The 13611-nt window shown below is 61.4% G+C and carries 15 protein-coding genes; 6 read left to right on the forward strand and 9 right to left on the reverse strand.

Annotated features, from left to right (window positions below; genetic code table 11):
• Positions 1-15 precede the first annotated feature (15 nt).
• From ABIE62_RS07570 to miaA, 6 genes are all read right to left on the reverse strand, one after another.
• Positions 16-678, reverse strand: coding sequence for a YceI family protein (locus tag ABIE62_RS07570; protein ID WP_354324891.1), 663 nt, complete (start codon positions 676-678; stop codon positions 16-18).
• 70 nt (positions 679-748) lie between these two features.
• On the reverse strand, positions 749-1768 hold the full coding sequence (ilvC, locus tag ABIE62_RS07575; protein WP_354324892.1) for a ketol-acid reductoisomerase: 1020 nt from the start codon (positions 1766-1768) through the stop codon (positions 749-751).
• Entirely contained in the window at positions 1765-2184 is a 420-nt protein-coding gene (locus ABIE62_RS07580) for a hypothetical protein (protein WP_354324894.1), read from the reverse strand. The genes ilvC and ABIE62_RS07580 overlap by 4 nt, the downstream gene beginning before the upstream one ends.
• 3 nt (positions 2185-2187) lie before the next feature.
• On the reverse strand, positions 2188-2703 hold the full coding sequence (ilvN, locus tag ABIE62_RS07585) for an acetolactate synthase small subunit (RefSeq protein WP_354324895.1): 516 nt from the start codon (positions 2701-2703) through the stop codon (positions 2188-2190).
• Positions 2704-2729: 26 nt separating this feature from the next.
• Positions 2730-4529, reverse strand: a complete 1800-nt coding sequence (gene ilvB / locus ABIE62_RS07590) for a biosynthetic-type acetolactate synthase large subunit (protein ID WP_354324896.1) — start codon at positions 4527-4529, stop codon at positions 2730-2732.
• Positions 4530-4662: 133 nt separating this feature from the next.
• Positions 4663-5619: a tRNA (adenosine(37)-N6)-dimethylallyltransferase MiaA gene (gene miaA / locus ABIE62_RS07595; RefSeq protein WP_354324898.1), complete on the reverse strand. Its 957-nt coding sequence runs from the start codon at positions 5617-5619 to the stop codon at positions 4663-4665.
• On the opposite strand from miaA, the gene serB reads away from it, so the two are divergent.
• Positions 5612-6496 (forward strand): phosphoserine phosphatase SerB, encoded by an 885-nt coding sequence (serB, locus tag ABIE62_RS07600; protein ID WP_354324900.1) that lies wholly within the window; start codon positions 5612-5614, stop codon positions 6494-6496. The genes miaA and serB overlap by 8 nt on opposite strands.
• A 137-nt stretch (positions 6497-6633) precedes the next feature.
• Positions 6634-7470 (forward strand): Coq4 family protein, encoded by an 837-nt coding sequence (locus tag ABIE62_RS07605; RefSeq protein ID WP_354324902.1) that lies wholly within the window; start codon positions 6634-6636, stop codon positions 7468-7470.
• A 42-nt stretch (positions 7471-7512) separates the two neighbouring features.
• Here the strand turns inward: ABIE62_RS07605 and purL are convergent, their stop codons facing one another.
• The 3 genes from purL to ABIE62_RS07620 are packed head-to-tail and all read right to left on the reverse strand — an operon-like array spanning position 7513 to position 10880.
• Positions 7513-9768: a phosphoribosylformylglycinamidine synthase subunit PurL gene (purL, locus tag ABIE62_RS07610; RefSeq protein WP_354324904.1), complete on the reverse strand. Its 2256-nt coding sequence runs from the start codon at positions 9766-9768 to the stop codon at positions 7513-7515.
• Positions 9769-9796: 28 nt separating this feature from the next.
• Positions 9797-10471 (reverse strand): hypothetical protein, encoded by a 675-nt coding sequence (locus ABIE62_RS07615; protein WP_354324905.1) that lies wholly within the window; start codon positions 10469-10471, stop codon positions 9797-9799.
• A 1-nt stretch (position 10472) separates the two neighbouring features.
• Positions 10473-10880 (reverse strand): DUF2177 family protein, encoded by a 408-nt coding sequence (locus ABIE62_RS07620; protein ID WP_354324906.1) that lies wholly within the window; start codon positions 10878-10880, stop codon positions 10473-10475.
• An 84-nt stretch (positions 10881-10964) separates the two neighbouring features.
• Between ABIE62_RS07620 and ABIE62_RS07625 the strand changes: the two genes are divergently transcribed.
• From ABIE62_RS07625 to ABIE62_RS07640, 4 genes are all read left to right on the forward strand, one after another.
• The gene (locus ABIE62_RS07625; protein ID WP_354324908.1) at positions 10965-11258 is read left to right on the forward strand and encodes an exodeoxyribonuclease VII small subunit; all 294 of its coding nucleotides are present in this window, start codon (positions 10965-10967) and stop codon (positions 11256-11258) included.
• Between the two features lie 4 nt (positions 11259-11262).
• Positions 11263-12174, forward strand: a complete 912-nt coding sequence (locus tag ABIE62_RS07630) for a polyprenyl synthetase family protein (RefSeq protein WP_354324910.1) — start codon at positions 11263-11265, stop codon at positions 12172-12174.
• Between the two features lie 27 nt (positions 12175-12201).
• Complete coding sequence (gene coaD, locus ABIE62_RS07635; RefSeq protein WP_354324911.1) at positions 12202-12714, forward strand: pantetheine-phosphate adenylyltransferase; 513 nt, start codon at positions 12202-12204, stop codon at positions 12712-12714.
• A gap of 93 nt (positions 12715-12807) precedes the next feature.
• The gene (locus tag ABIE62_RS07640; RefSeq protein ID WP_354324912.1) at positions 12808-13542 is read left to right on the forward strand and encodes a peptidylprolyl isomerase; all 735 of its coding nucleotides are present in this window, start codon (positions 12808-12810) and stop codon (positions 13540-13542) included.
• The last annotated feature ends 69 nt before the right edge of the window (positions 13543-13611 follow it).

The following is a 13611-nucleotide window of genomic DNA, read 5'->3' on the forward strand; positions in this document are numbered from 1 at the left end:
GCTGTCGAGGGGGGCTTACTGCTTTTCGAACGCGGCACTGATGGTCAGTTCCACGTCCGTGCCCACAAACGGAGCGCCGTAATTGATGTCCCACTGGGTGCGATCCATCACCGCGCGGGCATGAAAGCCGACTGTTTCTTTCTTGTTGAATGGGTTGGCCCCTGCGCCGACAAACTCAACCGCCAGCATGACCGGCGCGGTTTTGCCGTTGATCGTCAGGTCGCCCACCACATTGGCCGACGTGTCGCCGGTCTTCACCACCTTGGTTGAGGTGAATTTGGCCATGCCCGGTTCTGCGCCGAAGAAATCGGGTTCAGCCCCATCCTTGCCCGGGCGCAGCAGGTGGTTCTTGAGGCCTTCACTGGCGAGGGTCACTTCGGCAATCGGAATCGCAATATCAAATGTCGCGGCTTCGATATTGGCCGGGTCAATCACCATTGATCCGGTGATATTGCCGAACAGGCCGAAATAATCGTTGAAGCCGAAATGGCTGACATTCCAGCCGACCAGCGTGTGCGCAGGGTCAACCGCATAGGTGCCTGCGGTGACGCGCGCGGTGTCCTGCACGCCGGGCATTTGCGATGCGCCCTGCGCAAAGATCGCGGGCGCAGCCACAACGCCGCCGGTTGCAACGGCGAGGATGGCGGCGGCTGTAGCGGCAAATGTAAAGCGTTTCATCGGGAATCGGCCTCCTGTTGATTCTCAATCCCAATTCCCGATGTAACACAAATATGCCGCGCTGGGCCTTTCAGTTTTTCGCCTTGTCGACCAGCTTGTTGGCGCTGATCCACGGCATCATCGCGCGCAGCTTTGCCCCGGTCTGTTCGATCGGGTGGGCCTCGGCACGCTTGCGAGCGGCTTTCAGTTCCGGCTGTCCGGCGCGGTTATCGAGCACGAAGTTCTTCACGAACCGGCCCGACTGAATATCGTCAAGCACGCGCTTCATTTCAGCCTTGGTTTCAGCCGTGATGATGCGCGGGCCGGTGGTGATGTCGCCATATTCGGCAGTATTGCTGATCGAATAGCGCATATTGGCGATGCCGCCTTCATACAGCAGATCGACGATCAGCTTGGTTTCGTGCAGGCATTCGAAATAGGCCATTTCGGGGGCGTAACCGGCTTCGACCAGCGTTTCGAACCCGGCCTGGATCAGGTGGGTGATCCCGCCACACAGCACCGCCTGTTCGCCGAACAGATCGGTTTCGCATTCCTCGCGGAAGTTGGTTTCGATGATACCCGAACGCCCGCCGCCAACGGCAGAGGCATAGGCCAGCGCCACATCATGCGCCGCACCGCTCGCGTCCTGATGGATCGCGATCAGGCAGGGCACCCCGCCGCCCTTCACATATTCACTGCGGACCGTGTGGCCCGGGCCCTTGGGCGCGATCATGATGACGTCGATATCGGCGGGCGGTTCGATCAGGCCGAAATGGACGTTGAGGCCGTGCGCGAAAGCGAGCGCGCTGCCCGGCTTCATGTGGCCCTTGATGTCGTTCTCCCAGATCGCGGCCTGATGTTCATCGGGCGCGAGGATCATGATGAGGTCGGCCCACTTGGCCGCTTCCGTGTTGGACAGCACCGTGAAGCCTGCAGCCTCGACCTTCTTCGCGGTGGCCGAGCCTTCACGCAGGGCGATGGCGACTTCGGCCACGCCGCTGTCGCGCAGGTTCTGGGCGTGGGCGTGGCCCTGCGAGCCATAGCCGACGATCGCGACCTTCTTGGGCTTGATCAGATTGAGATCGGCGTCGGCGTCGTAGTAGACTTTCATTTCTTAGTTTCTCCGGTCTGTTCGTTTTCAGTCCGCAATTTAGCTGCGGCCTCTGGATCGGTTTTATCAAGGTTGTTGAGCGTCTGTTCTGTTTGCCTCTTTACGGCGTCGGTGCATTTATTCAGCTGTGACACAAATACGTCAGTGTCGCCTTCCTGAAAGGCTATCGATCCGTTGTCGAAAACAAATCGCTGAAATCCAGTATAGCCGCCGAACGAGTTTTTGGAGTTCACCTCCCCGCACGCGAGTTTCAGTTCGGGAAAAATGTCATACGGGCCGTAGCGAAACTGAGCCGAATCTGGATCCTTCAGATCGAGTAAAATTGCAGTCTCAACCTCTTTTTTGAAGATTTCTTCTTGAGAAGTCTGTCCGCAAGCGACCAATAAAAACCCTACAACGCAGATAACTTTACGCACTGTTCAGGCCCCCTGCGCCCCGCGCATCATGCCCACAATCCCGGTGCGGCCGACCTCGACCAGCCCCAGTTCGCGCATCAGCGCGATGAAGCTGTCGACCTTGTCGGGCGGGCCGGTGATTTCGAAGATGAAGCTTTCAGTGGTGGTGTCCACGGGGCGCGCGCGGAAAATGTCGGCGAGGCGGAGCGCCTCGACGCGCTTTTCGCCTGTGCCGGTGACCTTGATGAGGGCGAGTTCGCGCTCAACGTGAGGCCCGGCGGTGGTGAGATCGGTGACTTTGTGGACCGGCACCAGCCGTTCCAGCTGCGCTTCAATCTGGTCAATCACCTGCGGCGGGCCGTTGGTGACGATGGTGATGCGGCTGACCGCGTGATCTTCGGTAATATCGGCCACGGTCAGGCTGTCGATATTATACCCGCGCGCGGTGAACAGCCCGGTGATCTTGGCAAGGATCCCCGGCTCATTATCGACCATCACGGCGAGCACGTGGCGTTCCGAGGCTGCTTCGGTGATTTTCATGCTACAAACTTTCCCTGAAGCGGTGCCTAGACCAGCGCCTTGGCTTCGTCATCCATGGTGCCGCCAACCGCGTCGCCATACAGCATCATCTCGGTATGCGCTGCGCCCGATGGGATCATCGGCAGGCAGTTGGCATCCTGCGCGACCAGACAATCGACCATCACCGGGCCATCATGGGCCAGCATGGCGGCGATGCCTTCGTCCAGATCGCTTTCATCGTGGATGCGGATGCCTTTCCACCCGTAGGCTTCGGCTAGGCGGACGAAATCGGGGAGGCTGTCAGAATAGGAGTTCGAATAGCGGCTTTCATAGGTCAGTTCCTGCCACTGGCGAACCATGCCCATGTATTCGTTATTGAGGATGAACACCTTGACCGGCAGGCGGTATTGCGACGCGGTGCCGAGTTCCTGGATGTTCATCTGAATGCTGGCTTCGCCCGCAATGTCGATCACCAGCGCATCGGGGTGGCCCAATTGCGCGCCGATGGCGGCGGGCAGGCCGTAACCCATCGTGCCGAGCCCGCCAGAGGTGAGCCATTTGTTGGGGTCTTCAAATCCGAAATACTGCGCCGCCCACATCTGATGCTGGCCAACTTCGGTGGTGATGATCGGCGCGCGTTCGTGGGTGAGGGCATAGAGCCGCTCAACCGCCTTTTGCGGCATGATCATGCCAGGATGCTTGGCCGAACGTTCGGGGTAAGCAAGACATTCGCGTGCCCGCCAGCCTGCAATCCGCGCCTTCCATTCGCCCAGATCCTGCGCCTGACGTTTGCCCCAAGCCTCGATCATCTGCGCCAGCACCGTGCCGCAATCACCGACAATGCCCATGTCGACCGGCACCGTCTTGTTGATCGAAGAACGGTCGATATCGATGTGGATTTTCTTGGAGTTGGGCGAGAACGCGTCGAGCCTGCCGGTCACACGATCATCAAACCGCGCGCCGATGCACACCATCACGTCGCACTTGTTCATCGCCATATTGGCTTCAAACGTGCCGTGCATCCCCAGCATCCCCAGCCAATCGGGATGCTTTGAGGGAAACGCGCCAAGCCCCATCAGCGTAGAGGTGACGGGCGCGCCGGTGATATCCTGCAATTGGCGCAGCAGATGGCTCGCCTCAGGCCCGGAATTGATCACCCCGCCGCCGGTATAGAAAATCGGGCGCTCTGCCTTGGCGATCATCTCGACCGCTTCGACAATCTGTTCGGGCGGGGCGACGGTCTGCGGGGCGTAACGATGCGCGCCCGCCCGCGCCAGCGCGCGACGCTGCGATGGCACCGCGATCTGCACATCCTTGGGAATATCGATCACCACCGGGCCGGGCCTGCCAGTGGTGGCGATCAGGAACGCTTCCTTGATCGTCGCGGCCAGATCAGCCGGGTCTTTGACCAGATAATTATGCTTGGTGCAGTGGCGGGTGATGCCGACCGTGTCAGCTTCCTGAAATGCGTCGGTGCCGATCAGCGCGGTTGGCACTTGGCCGGTGATCACCACCAGCGGGATCGAATCCATCCACGCATCTGCGATTCCGGTGATCGCATTGGTCGCGCCGGGGCCGGATGTGACCAGCACAACGCCGGGCTTGCCCGTGGCGCGGGCGTAACCTTCTGCCGCGTGGACTGCGCCCGCTTCGTGGCGGACAAGGATGTGACGGATATGCCCCGGCCCATGGGCATCGCCGAACAGCTCATCATAGATCGGCAGCACCGCGCCGCCCGGATAGCCGAACACGAATTCGACCCCCTGTTCGACCAGGCTCTGCACCAGAATGGCCGCGCCGCTGAGGGGGGCGGGCGGCGATGATGCAGAATTTGGCGAGGCAGACACGGGAAACTCCATTGCGATGCGCGTGATTTAGCGGCGAGGGGCGCGGCCTTAACAAAGAAACCGGCCCGATGCAGGGGACCGCACCGGACCGATTTCAGGTGGCGCTATCGGTTACAATCTGATAAGTCAACCATTAATTACGCAATAATGATGCAAAATAAGGCTCAATATCGACAGTTTCGGATTCATGGCCGATATTCGCCCGCGCCCAATCTTCGGGCACTTGCCGCCGGAACCAGGTAAATTGCCGCTTCGCATAATTGCGGGTGGCCTGCTGCCCGGCGGCAATCATCGCTTCGCGGGTCAACTGATCGGCCAGAAATGCGGCGATTTCCGGCACCCCGATGGCACGCATCACCGGCAGATCGGGGTCAAGCCCGCGCGCCAGCAGCGCCTCAACCTCGGCCACCGCGCCCGCCTGCAACATCGCCGCGAACCGCAGGTCGCACCTTTCATATAGCCACGTTCGGTCGGGCATCAGCACCAGCGGGTGCAGGTCGATATCATCGCCAATCCCGCCCGCCTTGGCCATTTGCCAATCGGCCAACGTCACCCCGGTCGAACGCTTGACCTCCAGCGCGCGGGCGATGCGCTGACGATCAGCCGGTGCAAGTTCGGTGGCGCGCAACGGGTCTTCGATCTGGAGCAGCTTGTAAGCGCCATCATCGGGCAGGGCGCGCACCATCGCACGCACATCGGGATCAATCGGCGGGATCGGGGCAATCCCTTCGAGCAGCACCCTGAGATACAGCCCGGTTCCGCCGACCAGAATGGGCACCGCGCCCGCCGCATGGCAATCTTCGATTTCGGCCTTGGCGCGCGCGGCCCACGCCGCTGCCGAACACGCCTCTGCCCCGTCCCACGCGCCGAACAGGCGGTGTTCGACGCCCTCCATCTCAGCATCGGAGGGGCGGGCGGACAGGACGCGCAGATCGGCATAGACCTGCGCGCTGTCGGCGTTGATCACCACGCCGCGCCGCCCGGCCTGTGCGAGACGATGGGCGAGGGCGACTGCAATCGCGCTCTTGCCGCTGGCGGTCGGCCCTGCGATGAGCGCGACCGGTGCTGATGGAGAAGACAGAATGCTCATTGCGCGGCTGATAGCAGAGACGGACGAATGTGAAACGCGTCTCGATACGCTGGCTGTGCAATTGGCAGAGGCCGGGATGCCGCTCACCGCCGCGGCATTGCCAGCCGACGGCGGAAATGTGCTGGAATTGCAGTTTGATGGCGGCGACGCGGCGGCGGTGCTGGGCGCGATTGATCAAGTGTTTGCGCCTGCCGATATGCTGGTCAGCGATGCCCCGATTATGGTGCCACGCCTGTTCGTTTCCGACATGGATTCGACCATGATCGGGCAGGAATGCATCGATGAACTGGCCGATTACGCCGGGATCAAACCGCAGATCGCCGCGATTACCGAACGCGCGATGCAGGGCGAGATCGATTTCGAGGCGGCGCTGCGCGAACGGGTCGCCTTGCTCGAAGGGCTCGATGAAAGCGCGATTCGCAAGTGCCTTGCCGAGCGGATCACGCCAACGCCGGGTGCGGCCACGCTGGTCGCAACGCTGGCGGCGCTGGGCACGCGAACGGTGCTGGTGACGGGCGGATTTCACCATTTCGCTGACCCGGTCGCGGAAATGCTGGGGTTTGAACGGGTGGTGGGCAATCGATTGGCGGTTGAAGGCGGCAGGCTCACCGGCGGGCTGATCGGCCCGATCACCGATAGCGCGGTCAAGGCAGCTGTCTTGCGCGACGAACTGGCGGCGATGGGTGAGGGCGCGCATAGTCTGGCCACCGGTGACGGCGCCAATGATATCCCGCTGATCGCGGCCGCGACCTACGGCTTTGCCTACCGCGCCAAACCCAAGGCGCGCAGTGCTGCCAATGGCCGGGTCGATCGCGGTGATTTGACTGCGGTGCTGAGCCTGCTCGGCATTCCCCGCTCTGACTGGCGGGCGGTCTGATTTCGGGGGCGCGTCGGCATGGGGTGCAAAAAGGGTTTTGATACAAGACGCGAATCTGTTATTTACACAAATGTAAGCAGGCTCTGGCAGTCTGTATCGATAGCTCGCAATAACTGACCCGCAGGAACAGACCGCAAATGACCGCATCTTCAGACAAATACAGCAATATCTTCGCTGCTGATGGCACCGTTTTGCGGCACCCTGATCGCCCGCAGGCGCAATATCGCCCGCTGCGCGCGGTGCGCAGTTTTCAGGCGCTGCTGAAGGACAAGGAAGACACCAGCCTTGTCTTCAAGATTTTCGAATCGCTGCCATCGCGCGGGTTTATGGAACGCGTGCGTGATTTCACCATGTCGCCACACGGCGAACACCTGCGCAGCACCGAACCGAACCTGCCTGAAATCCTTGACGATCACGCGACGTTGAGGCGCACTGCCAAGGGCAGTCTGGCCCACGCCTATTGCGATTTCATGGAGTCCGAAGGCCTGTCTGCAGCGGGTCTGGTGGCCGAATCCGATCGGCTCGGGCGGCCCAGATATCCCGATCTGGTCGAATGGTTCATCAACCGTTCGCGCGACACGCATGATCTGTTCCACGTGCTGACCGGCTATGGCCGCGATGCCTTGGGCGAACAATGTGTGCTGCTGTTCACGCACGGCCAATCACCCAGTCAGGGGCACCTGCTGATTGGCTATGCGGGCGCGGCCAATATCAAGAAGATGGTGAAGGGCAGCGATGCCCCGGTGTTTGGGGCCGTGCGTCAGGCGCATCGCACTGGCAAGGGCGCGCCGTCGTTGATGGCGCAGCCGATCCGCGAATTGCTGACCCGCCCGCTCGAGGATGTCCGCGCAAGCTTGCGCATCCCGCAGCCGACCAAATATCGCGAATGTCACCGCATCTGGCAGGCCGAGGGGATTGACCCCTATGATCTGCTCGCCACCAAGCGGGACGAGGGCGAATTGGTCGCTGCATAAGCGGCGCTCCGGTCGCTCCGCAAGCGGTCGAGGATACAGTTCTTACCCCTCCATCCATTCTGCAAAAAACCGCTGGTTCGCCGCGCGCAATTCGTTGAGCGGCACGCCCAGCACATGATCGCCGCCAACCGTGCCGATGCGCTGGAAGCCAATCTGCGCGGTGTCTTCGTCGCGTGTGCCCTTGGCGAGCGCCGCGTTCAACGCTTCGACATCGGGCACCGTCACGAGATAGCGGCCCTGATCCTCGCCAAACCACCACTGCGCGGGGGTGTAATCGGGGTTGCCCGCCAGATCGGCGTCCGCACCAATCCCGCCCGCCAGCGCCATTTCGGCCAGCGCCACTGCCAGCCCGCCATCGCTGAGATCATGCACCGCATTGACCAGCCCATCGGCGATCAATTCGTGGATGATCGCGCCGGCATTGCGCTCGATGGTCAGGTCAGTCGGCGGGGTGCGGCCTTCCTCGCGGCCTTTGATCAAGCGCAGCCATAGCGACTGCCCCAGATGCGAGCGGGTCGGATCGGGCTTGGCCCAGAACTCCGGCCCGACCAGATAGATCGCATCGCCTGCCTGTTTGAAATGCATCGTCATCATCTTTGACAGATCATTGATGATGCCGACCCCGCCAATCGCCGGGGTGGGCAGGATCGCAGAGCCGCCGCCGGTCGCCTTCGATTCGTTGTAGAGGCTGACGTTGCCGCTCACGATCGGGAAATCCAACGCGCGGCAGGCATCGCCCATGCCTTCGAGGGCGTGGACGATCTGCGCCATGATTTCGGGGCGCTGCGGATTGGCGAAGTTGAGGCAATTGGTCACCGCCAACGGCCGCGCGCCAACTGCGCACAGATTGCGGTAGGCCTCGGCAATGGCTTGCTTGCCGCCTTCGTAGGGATCGGCAAACACGTAACGCGGGGTGCAATCGGTGGTGATGGCGAGCGCCTTACCCGTCCCATGCACCCGCACCACGCCCGCATCGCCGCCGGTCTGGAGCGTATCGCCGCCCACCTGCGAATCGTATTGCTCGGCAATCCAGCGGCGCGAGGCGAGATCGGGCGAGCCCATCATCGCCAGCAGGTCAGCCGCGATATCATCGCTGGCGGGCACTTCGGCGAGCGGTTTGACCCCGGCCCAGACTTTGTATTCTTCTTTGGAGAGATAAGGCCGGTCATACAGCGGCGCATCAGCGGCAAGCGGGCCGAGCGGGATGTCGCACACGACTTCGCCATTGAATTCAAGCACCATGTGTCCGGTATCGGTAACTTCGCCGATCACCGCGAAATCAAGTTCCCACTTGCGGAAGATCGCCTCGGCCATTGGTTCCTTGCCGGGTTTGAGCACCATGAGCATCCGCTCCTGGCTTTCGCTCAGCATCATTTCATACGGCGTCATGCCTGCTTCGCGGCAGGGCACCATGTTCATGTCGAGCCGGATGCCAGCCTTGCCGTTGGTGGCCATTTCGACCGAAGAGGAGGTGAGGCCCGCTGCGCCCATATCCTGAATCGCGACAATCGCATCGGTCGCCATCAGTTCGAGGCAGGCTTCGATCAGCAGCTTTTCGGTGAAGGGATCGCCAACCTGCACCGTGGGGCGCTTGGCCTCGGTATCGTCGCCAAAGTCGGCGCTGGCCATGGTTGCGCCGTGGATCCCGTCACGCCCGGTCTTGGAACCGACATAGACAATCGGATTGCCGACCCCGGTGGCGGCGGAATAGAAAATCTTGTCAGCATTGGCGACGCCGACGGTCATCGCGTTGACCAGGATATTGCCATCATAGGCGGGGTGGAAATTGGTTTCCCCCGCCACTGTCGGCACGCCGACGCAGTTGCCGTAGCCGCCGATTCCCGCGACCACGCCCTGCACCAGATGTTTCATCTTGGGATGTTCGGGCCGCCCGAACCGCAGTGCATTGGCATTGGCGATCGGGCGCGCGCCCATGGTGAAGACATCGCGCAGAATGCCGCCCACCCCGGTCGCCGCGCCCTGATAGGGTTCAATGTAGCTGGGGTGGTTGTGGCTCTCCATCTTGAAGATCGCCGCCAGCTTTTGTCCATCAGGCCCGTCCCCGATGTCGATCACGCCCGCGTTTTCGCCCGGCCCGCAGATCACCCAAGGCGCTTCGGTGGGGAGTTTCTTCAGATGCAGGCGCGACGATTTGTAGCTGCAATGTTCAGACCACATCACCGAAAAAATGCCGAGTTCGACAAGGTTCGGCTCTCGCCCCAGCGCGCTGAGCACTCGTGCATATTCCTCCGGCGAAAGGCCGTGCTGTTCGACGATTTCGGGGGTGATTGCGGTCATGCTGGGGCTCCTTGCGCAGCGCCCTAGATTACTGGAGCGCGAAGGCCAAGTCGCCGCGTTTCTTGAGCCAGCGATTCTCCCCCACCCAGGCCGCCAACGCGGTCAGAATGGCGAACGCAATCAACGCTTGCACAAACAGGAACGGGCCTGCCGCTTCGGGGTGGGGGCCAAACCAGTTGACCGCCTGAAGCAGCAGCAACACGCCCAGCAACACCGCTGGCGGCCCCGCAGGCCCGCGCGTGCGGCGCAGATAGAATGCGAATGCGCCCAAAGTCAGCGCGAGTTCGAGCGGGATCGCCACCCACGGATAATCCCACAACCCCAGCCCGAATTTGGGTGGTTGCCCGTTCAGCGTCAGATCGGGCACGTGCACCACCCAATCAAGCAGCCAGTGCGATACCACCACCAGCCCCGCCATCAGTCCGGCAAACACATTGCGGTGCAGGATCGCCACCACAGCAAGGCACGCCAGCGCCCAGATCCCGGCCCCAATCAGGCTATGGGTATAGGGCATATGGTAAAGATCGAGCGGCACCATCACGCTCGCCTCGGGATCGACCCGCAACTTTTCCACACCGATCAACGCTAGCGCGAAAAAACCCCAGTCAACCAGTTGCGCGGCAACAAATAGCGTTCCCAGCCGCGGGCTTTGCGGGCTGACAGCGGCGGCGATAAACGCCGGGGCGAAGTGACCGATGAACATATCAGGCGGGCGCGAAACGCAGGACGACCCATGTTGCAACCGCGCTCGCCACGCCGGTCGCAAAAGCGCCCCAGAGGATGTCGAGCACGCTGATATGCGTTGCCCAGACCTTGAACACAGCCTGCGATGTCAGATCGAAGGTGGCGTAGCACAATGCGCCGAGCAGGATGCCGTTGAGCAACGCAGCTTGCACTGTGCCGCTTTCAATGCCGGGTTTGATCGCGAACCATGTCATCCCCGCAAGGTAGATGAAGTAAAATACGCCTGCCGCGACGATGTTGAAATCCTTGGCCATGATATCGCCAATCACCGGACGATAGAGATTGCCCGACGCCCAGCGCAGCCAGATCGCATCCAGCACGCCAAAGGCAACCGCCGCAGTCCCATAGGCGATGATCCACTTCAGCATATTGGTGCAATTTCCTGTTTCGATTTTGCCGCGCTTGATCGGTAGCCTTGACCGCGCTCGCACGTCCCGTCAATGCTCGCGGGTATGGACGAGGGCACAACATCACCAGACGCATCACTGGCCGCATCACTAGCCGCCGGGCCGGATATCTCGCAGATGACTTTCGAACAGGCGCTCGCCGCGCTCGAAGGGATCGTGCAGCAGCTTGAGCGTGGGGACGTGCCGCTCGATCAGTCGATCAGCCTGTATGAACGCGGGGAGGCTTTGCGCGCGGCGTGCCAGCGGCGGCTTGATGCGGCGCAGGCGCGGATCGAGAAGATCGTCACTGCCGCTGATGGCCGCACATCGGGCACCCAAGCGTTCGACACGGAAAGCTGAAGTAATGCAGGTGGGGGCCATCGGGGATCGGCTGAGCGACGCGATCTCAAACATTCAATCCGATATTGATTCGCTGTTTGATGCCTTGCTGCCCGTGCCCGCTGATACCAGTGCGCGTCTGGTTGAAGCGATGCGCTATGCTGCCATCGGCGGGGGCAAGCGGGTGCGCCCGCTGCTGGTTGTCAGCACCGCCAGCCTGTTCGGCGTATCGCGCGATGCGGCGCTGCGGGCAGGCGCGGCGATCGAGGCGATCCATGTCTATTCGCTGATCCACGATGATCTGCCGTGTATGGATAATGACGATCTACGGCGTGGCAAGCCAACGGTGCACAAAGCCTTTGACGAAGCGACCGCCGTGCTCGCCGGAGACGCGCTCCACGCGCTTGCATTCGAGATTTTGGCTGGCAGTGATACCAGCGAAGACCCGTTCATCCGCAGCGAGCTGATCGCAACGCTTGGGCAAGCGTCGGGTATGCACGGCATGGCGGGTGGACAAATGATGGACATGGCCGCCGATGAAGAGGGCGTGACCTATGATCTGCACAGCATCACCCGGCTGCAACAGTTGAAAACCGGCGCGCTGTTGAGCGCCAGTGTGGAAATGGGCGCGATTCTGGGACGCGTGCATCCAGAGGGCCGAACCCATTTGCGCGCCTATGCCCGCGACATTGGTCTGGCGTTCCAGATTGCCGACGATCTGCTCGATGTCGAAGGTGATGCGGACAAGGCGGGCAAGGCGCTGCGCAAGGATGCAGCGCAGGGCAAGCAGACCTTCGTGACGCTGATGGGGGTCGATAAAGCCCGCGAACAGGCGCGCGCGTTAGTTGATCAGGCGGTTGTTCGTCTTGCCGGACACGGGGCCGAGGCTGATATTCTGCGCTCGCTCGCTCGCTACATCGTTGAGCGCGAGAGCTAGGCCCAGCGCACAAGAGAGGACCACACCATGACACGCCGCATTGGCATTTACCCCGGAACCTTCGATCCGATCACGCTGGGCCACGCCGATATCATCCGGCGCGGGGCGAAACTGGTTGATCACCTGATTATCGGGGTCACGACCAACATCGCCAAGACGCCGATGTTCTCCGATGCCGAGCGTATGGCGATGGTCGAGCGCGAGGTTGCCGCGCTCGGGATCGGCAATGTCGCGGTGGTCGGCTTCAACGCCCTGTTGATGGACTTCGCTGAGGCGCAGGGGGCCTCGGTCGTGATCCGCGGTATTCGCGGGGTGACCGACTTCGAATACGAGTACCAGCTGACGGGCATGAATCGGCAGCTTAATGATCGGATCGAGACGATCTTCCTCATGGCAGACGTCAGCCTGCAACCCATCGCCAGCAGACTGGTCAAGGAAATCGCGAATTATGGCGGCAATATTGGCAAGTTTGTCAGTCCGCCGGTGCGCGATGAAGTTGCTGCACGAGTGCGCGAATTGGGGTTGAAAGGCGATTACTGAGGACAGCCTGCCTCCAAAGTCACGCTTCATTCCTTCATTCATTGCAACGTCAGCCGGGCGTGGCTACACGGCGGGCCTAATTCGGATGGAACAATGATCACAGCCACGCTCAAACCTGCATTTGCCGCCCTGCTTTTGTTCGCCGCGCCGCATATGGCGTTTGCGCAGGAGCAACCTGAAGGGGACTCCGCGGCCGCGCCGGATGACGATGTAAAAGAGACCGATGAAGACGGTGAGGAAGTTGTTGCCGCCCCGCGCGTCTATCAACCGATCAACTATGACGCATCGGTTGATCCGGAAAACATCTGGGTGCTCGACCTGTCGAATGGTGAGCGTGTCAAAATCCGCCTGATGCCCGACTGGGCACCTGCCCATGTCGAACGGATCAAGACACTGACGCGGCGCGGATTTTATGATGGAGTCGTCTTCCACCGCGTGATCGATGGCTTCATGGCACAGGGCGGCGACCCTACGGGCACGGGGCAGGGCGGCAGCGAGCTTCCTGACCTTAAGGCCGAATTCAACCCGATGCCGCATGTGCGCGGATCATTGGCGATGGCCCGTGCGGCTGATGAAGACAGCGCCAATAGCCAGTTTTTCATCGTGTTCTACCCGCGTTTCAGCCTTGATAAGCGCTACACCAATTTCGGCCGGGTGATTGAGAACATCGATGCGGTTGACGCGATCAATCGGGGCGAGCCACCGGCTGATCCGACGCGGATTTTGCAGGCTTCGATTGCAAGCGATAACATCCCGCCGCCACCGCCGCCCGCGCCGGTGGAAGAGGCTCCGATTTCCGCTGACATGCTGAGTGCGCCAATCGGGTGATGATATGCGTGATCCCCCGCGAAGGCGGGGGCCTCATGCGGTTTTACCACTGATCTGCCGAAGGTTCCC

The sequence above is a fragment of the Porphyrobacter sp. MBR-155 genome, assembly GCF_040547625.1.
Lineage (GTDB): Bacteria > Pseudomonadota > Alphaproteobacteria > Sphingomonadales > Sphingomonadaceae > Erythrobacter.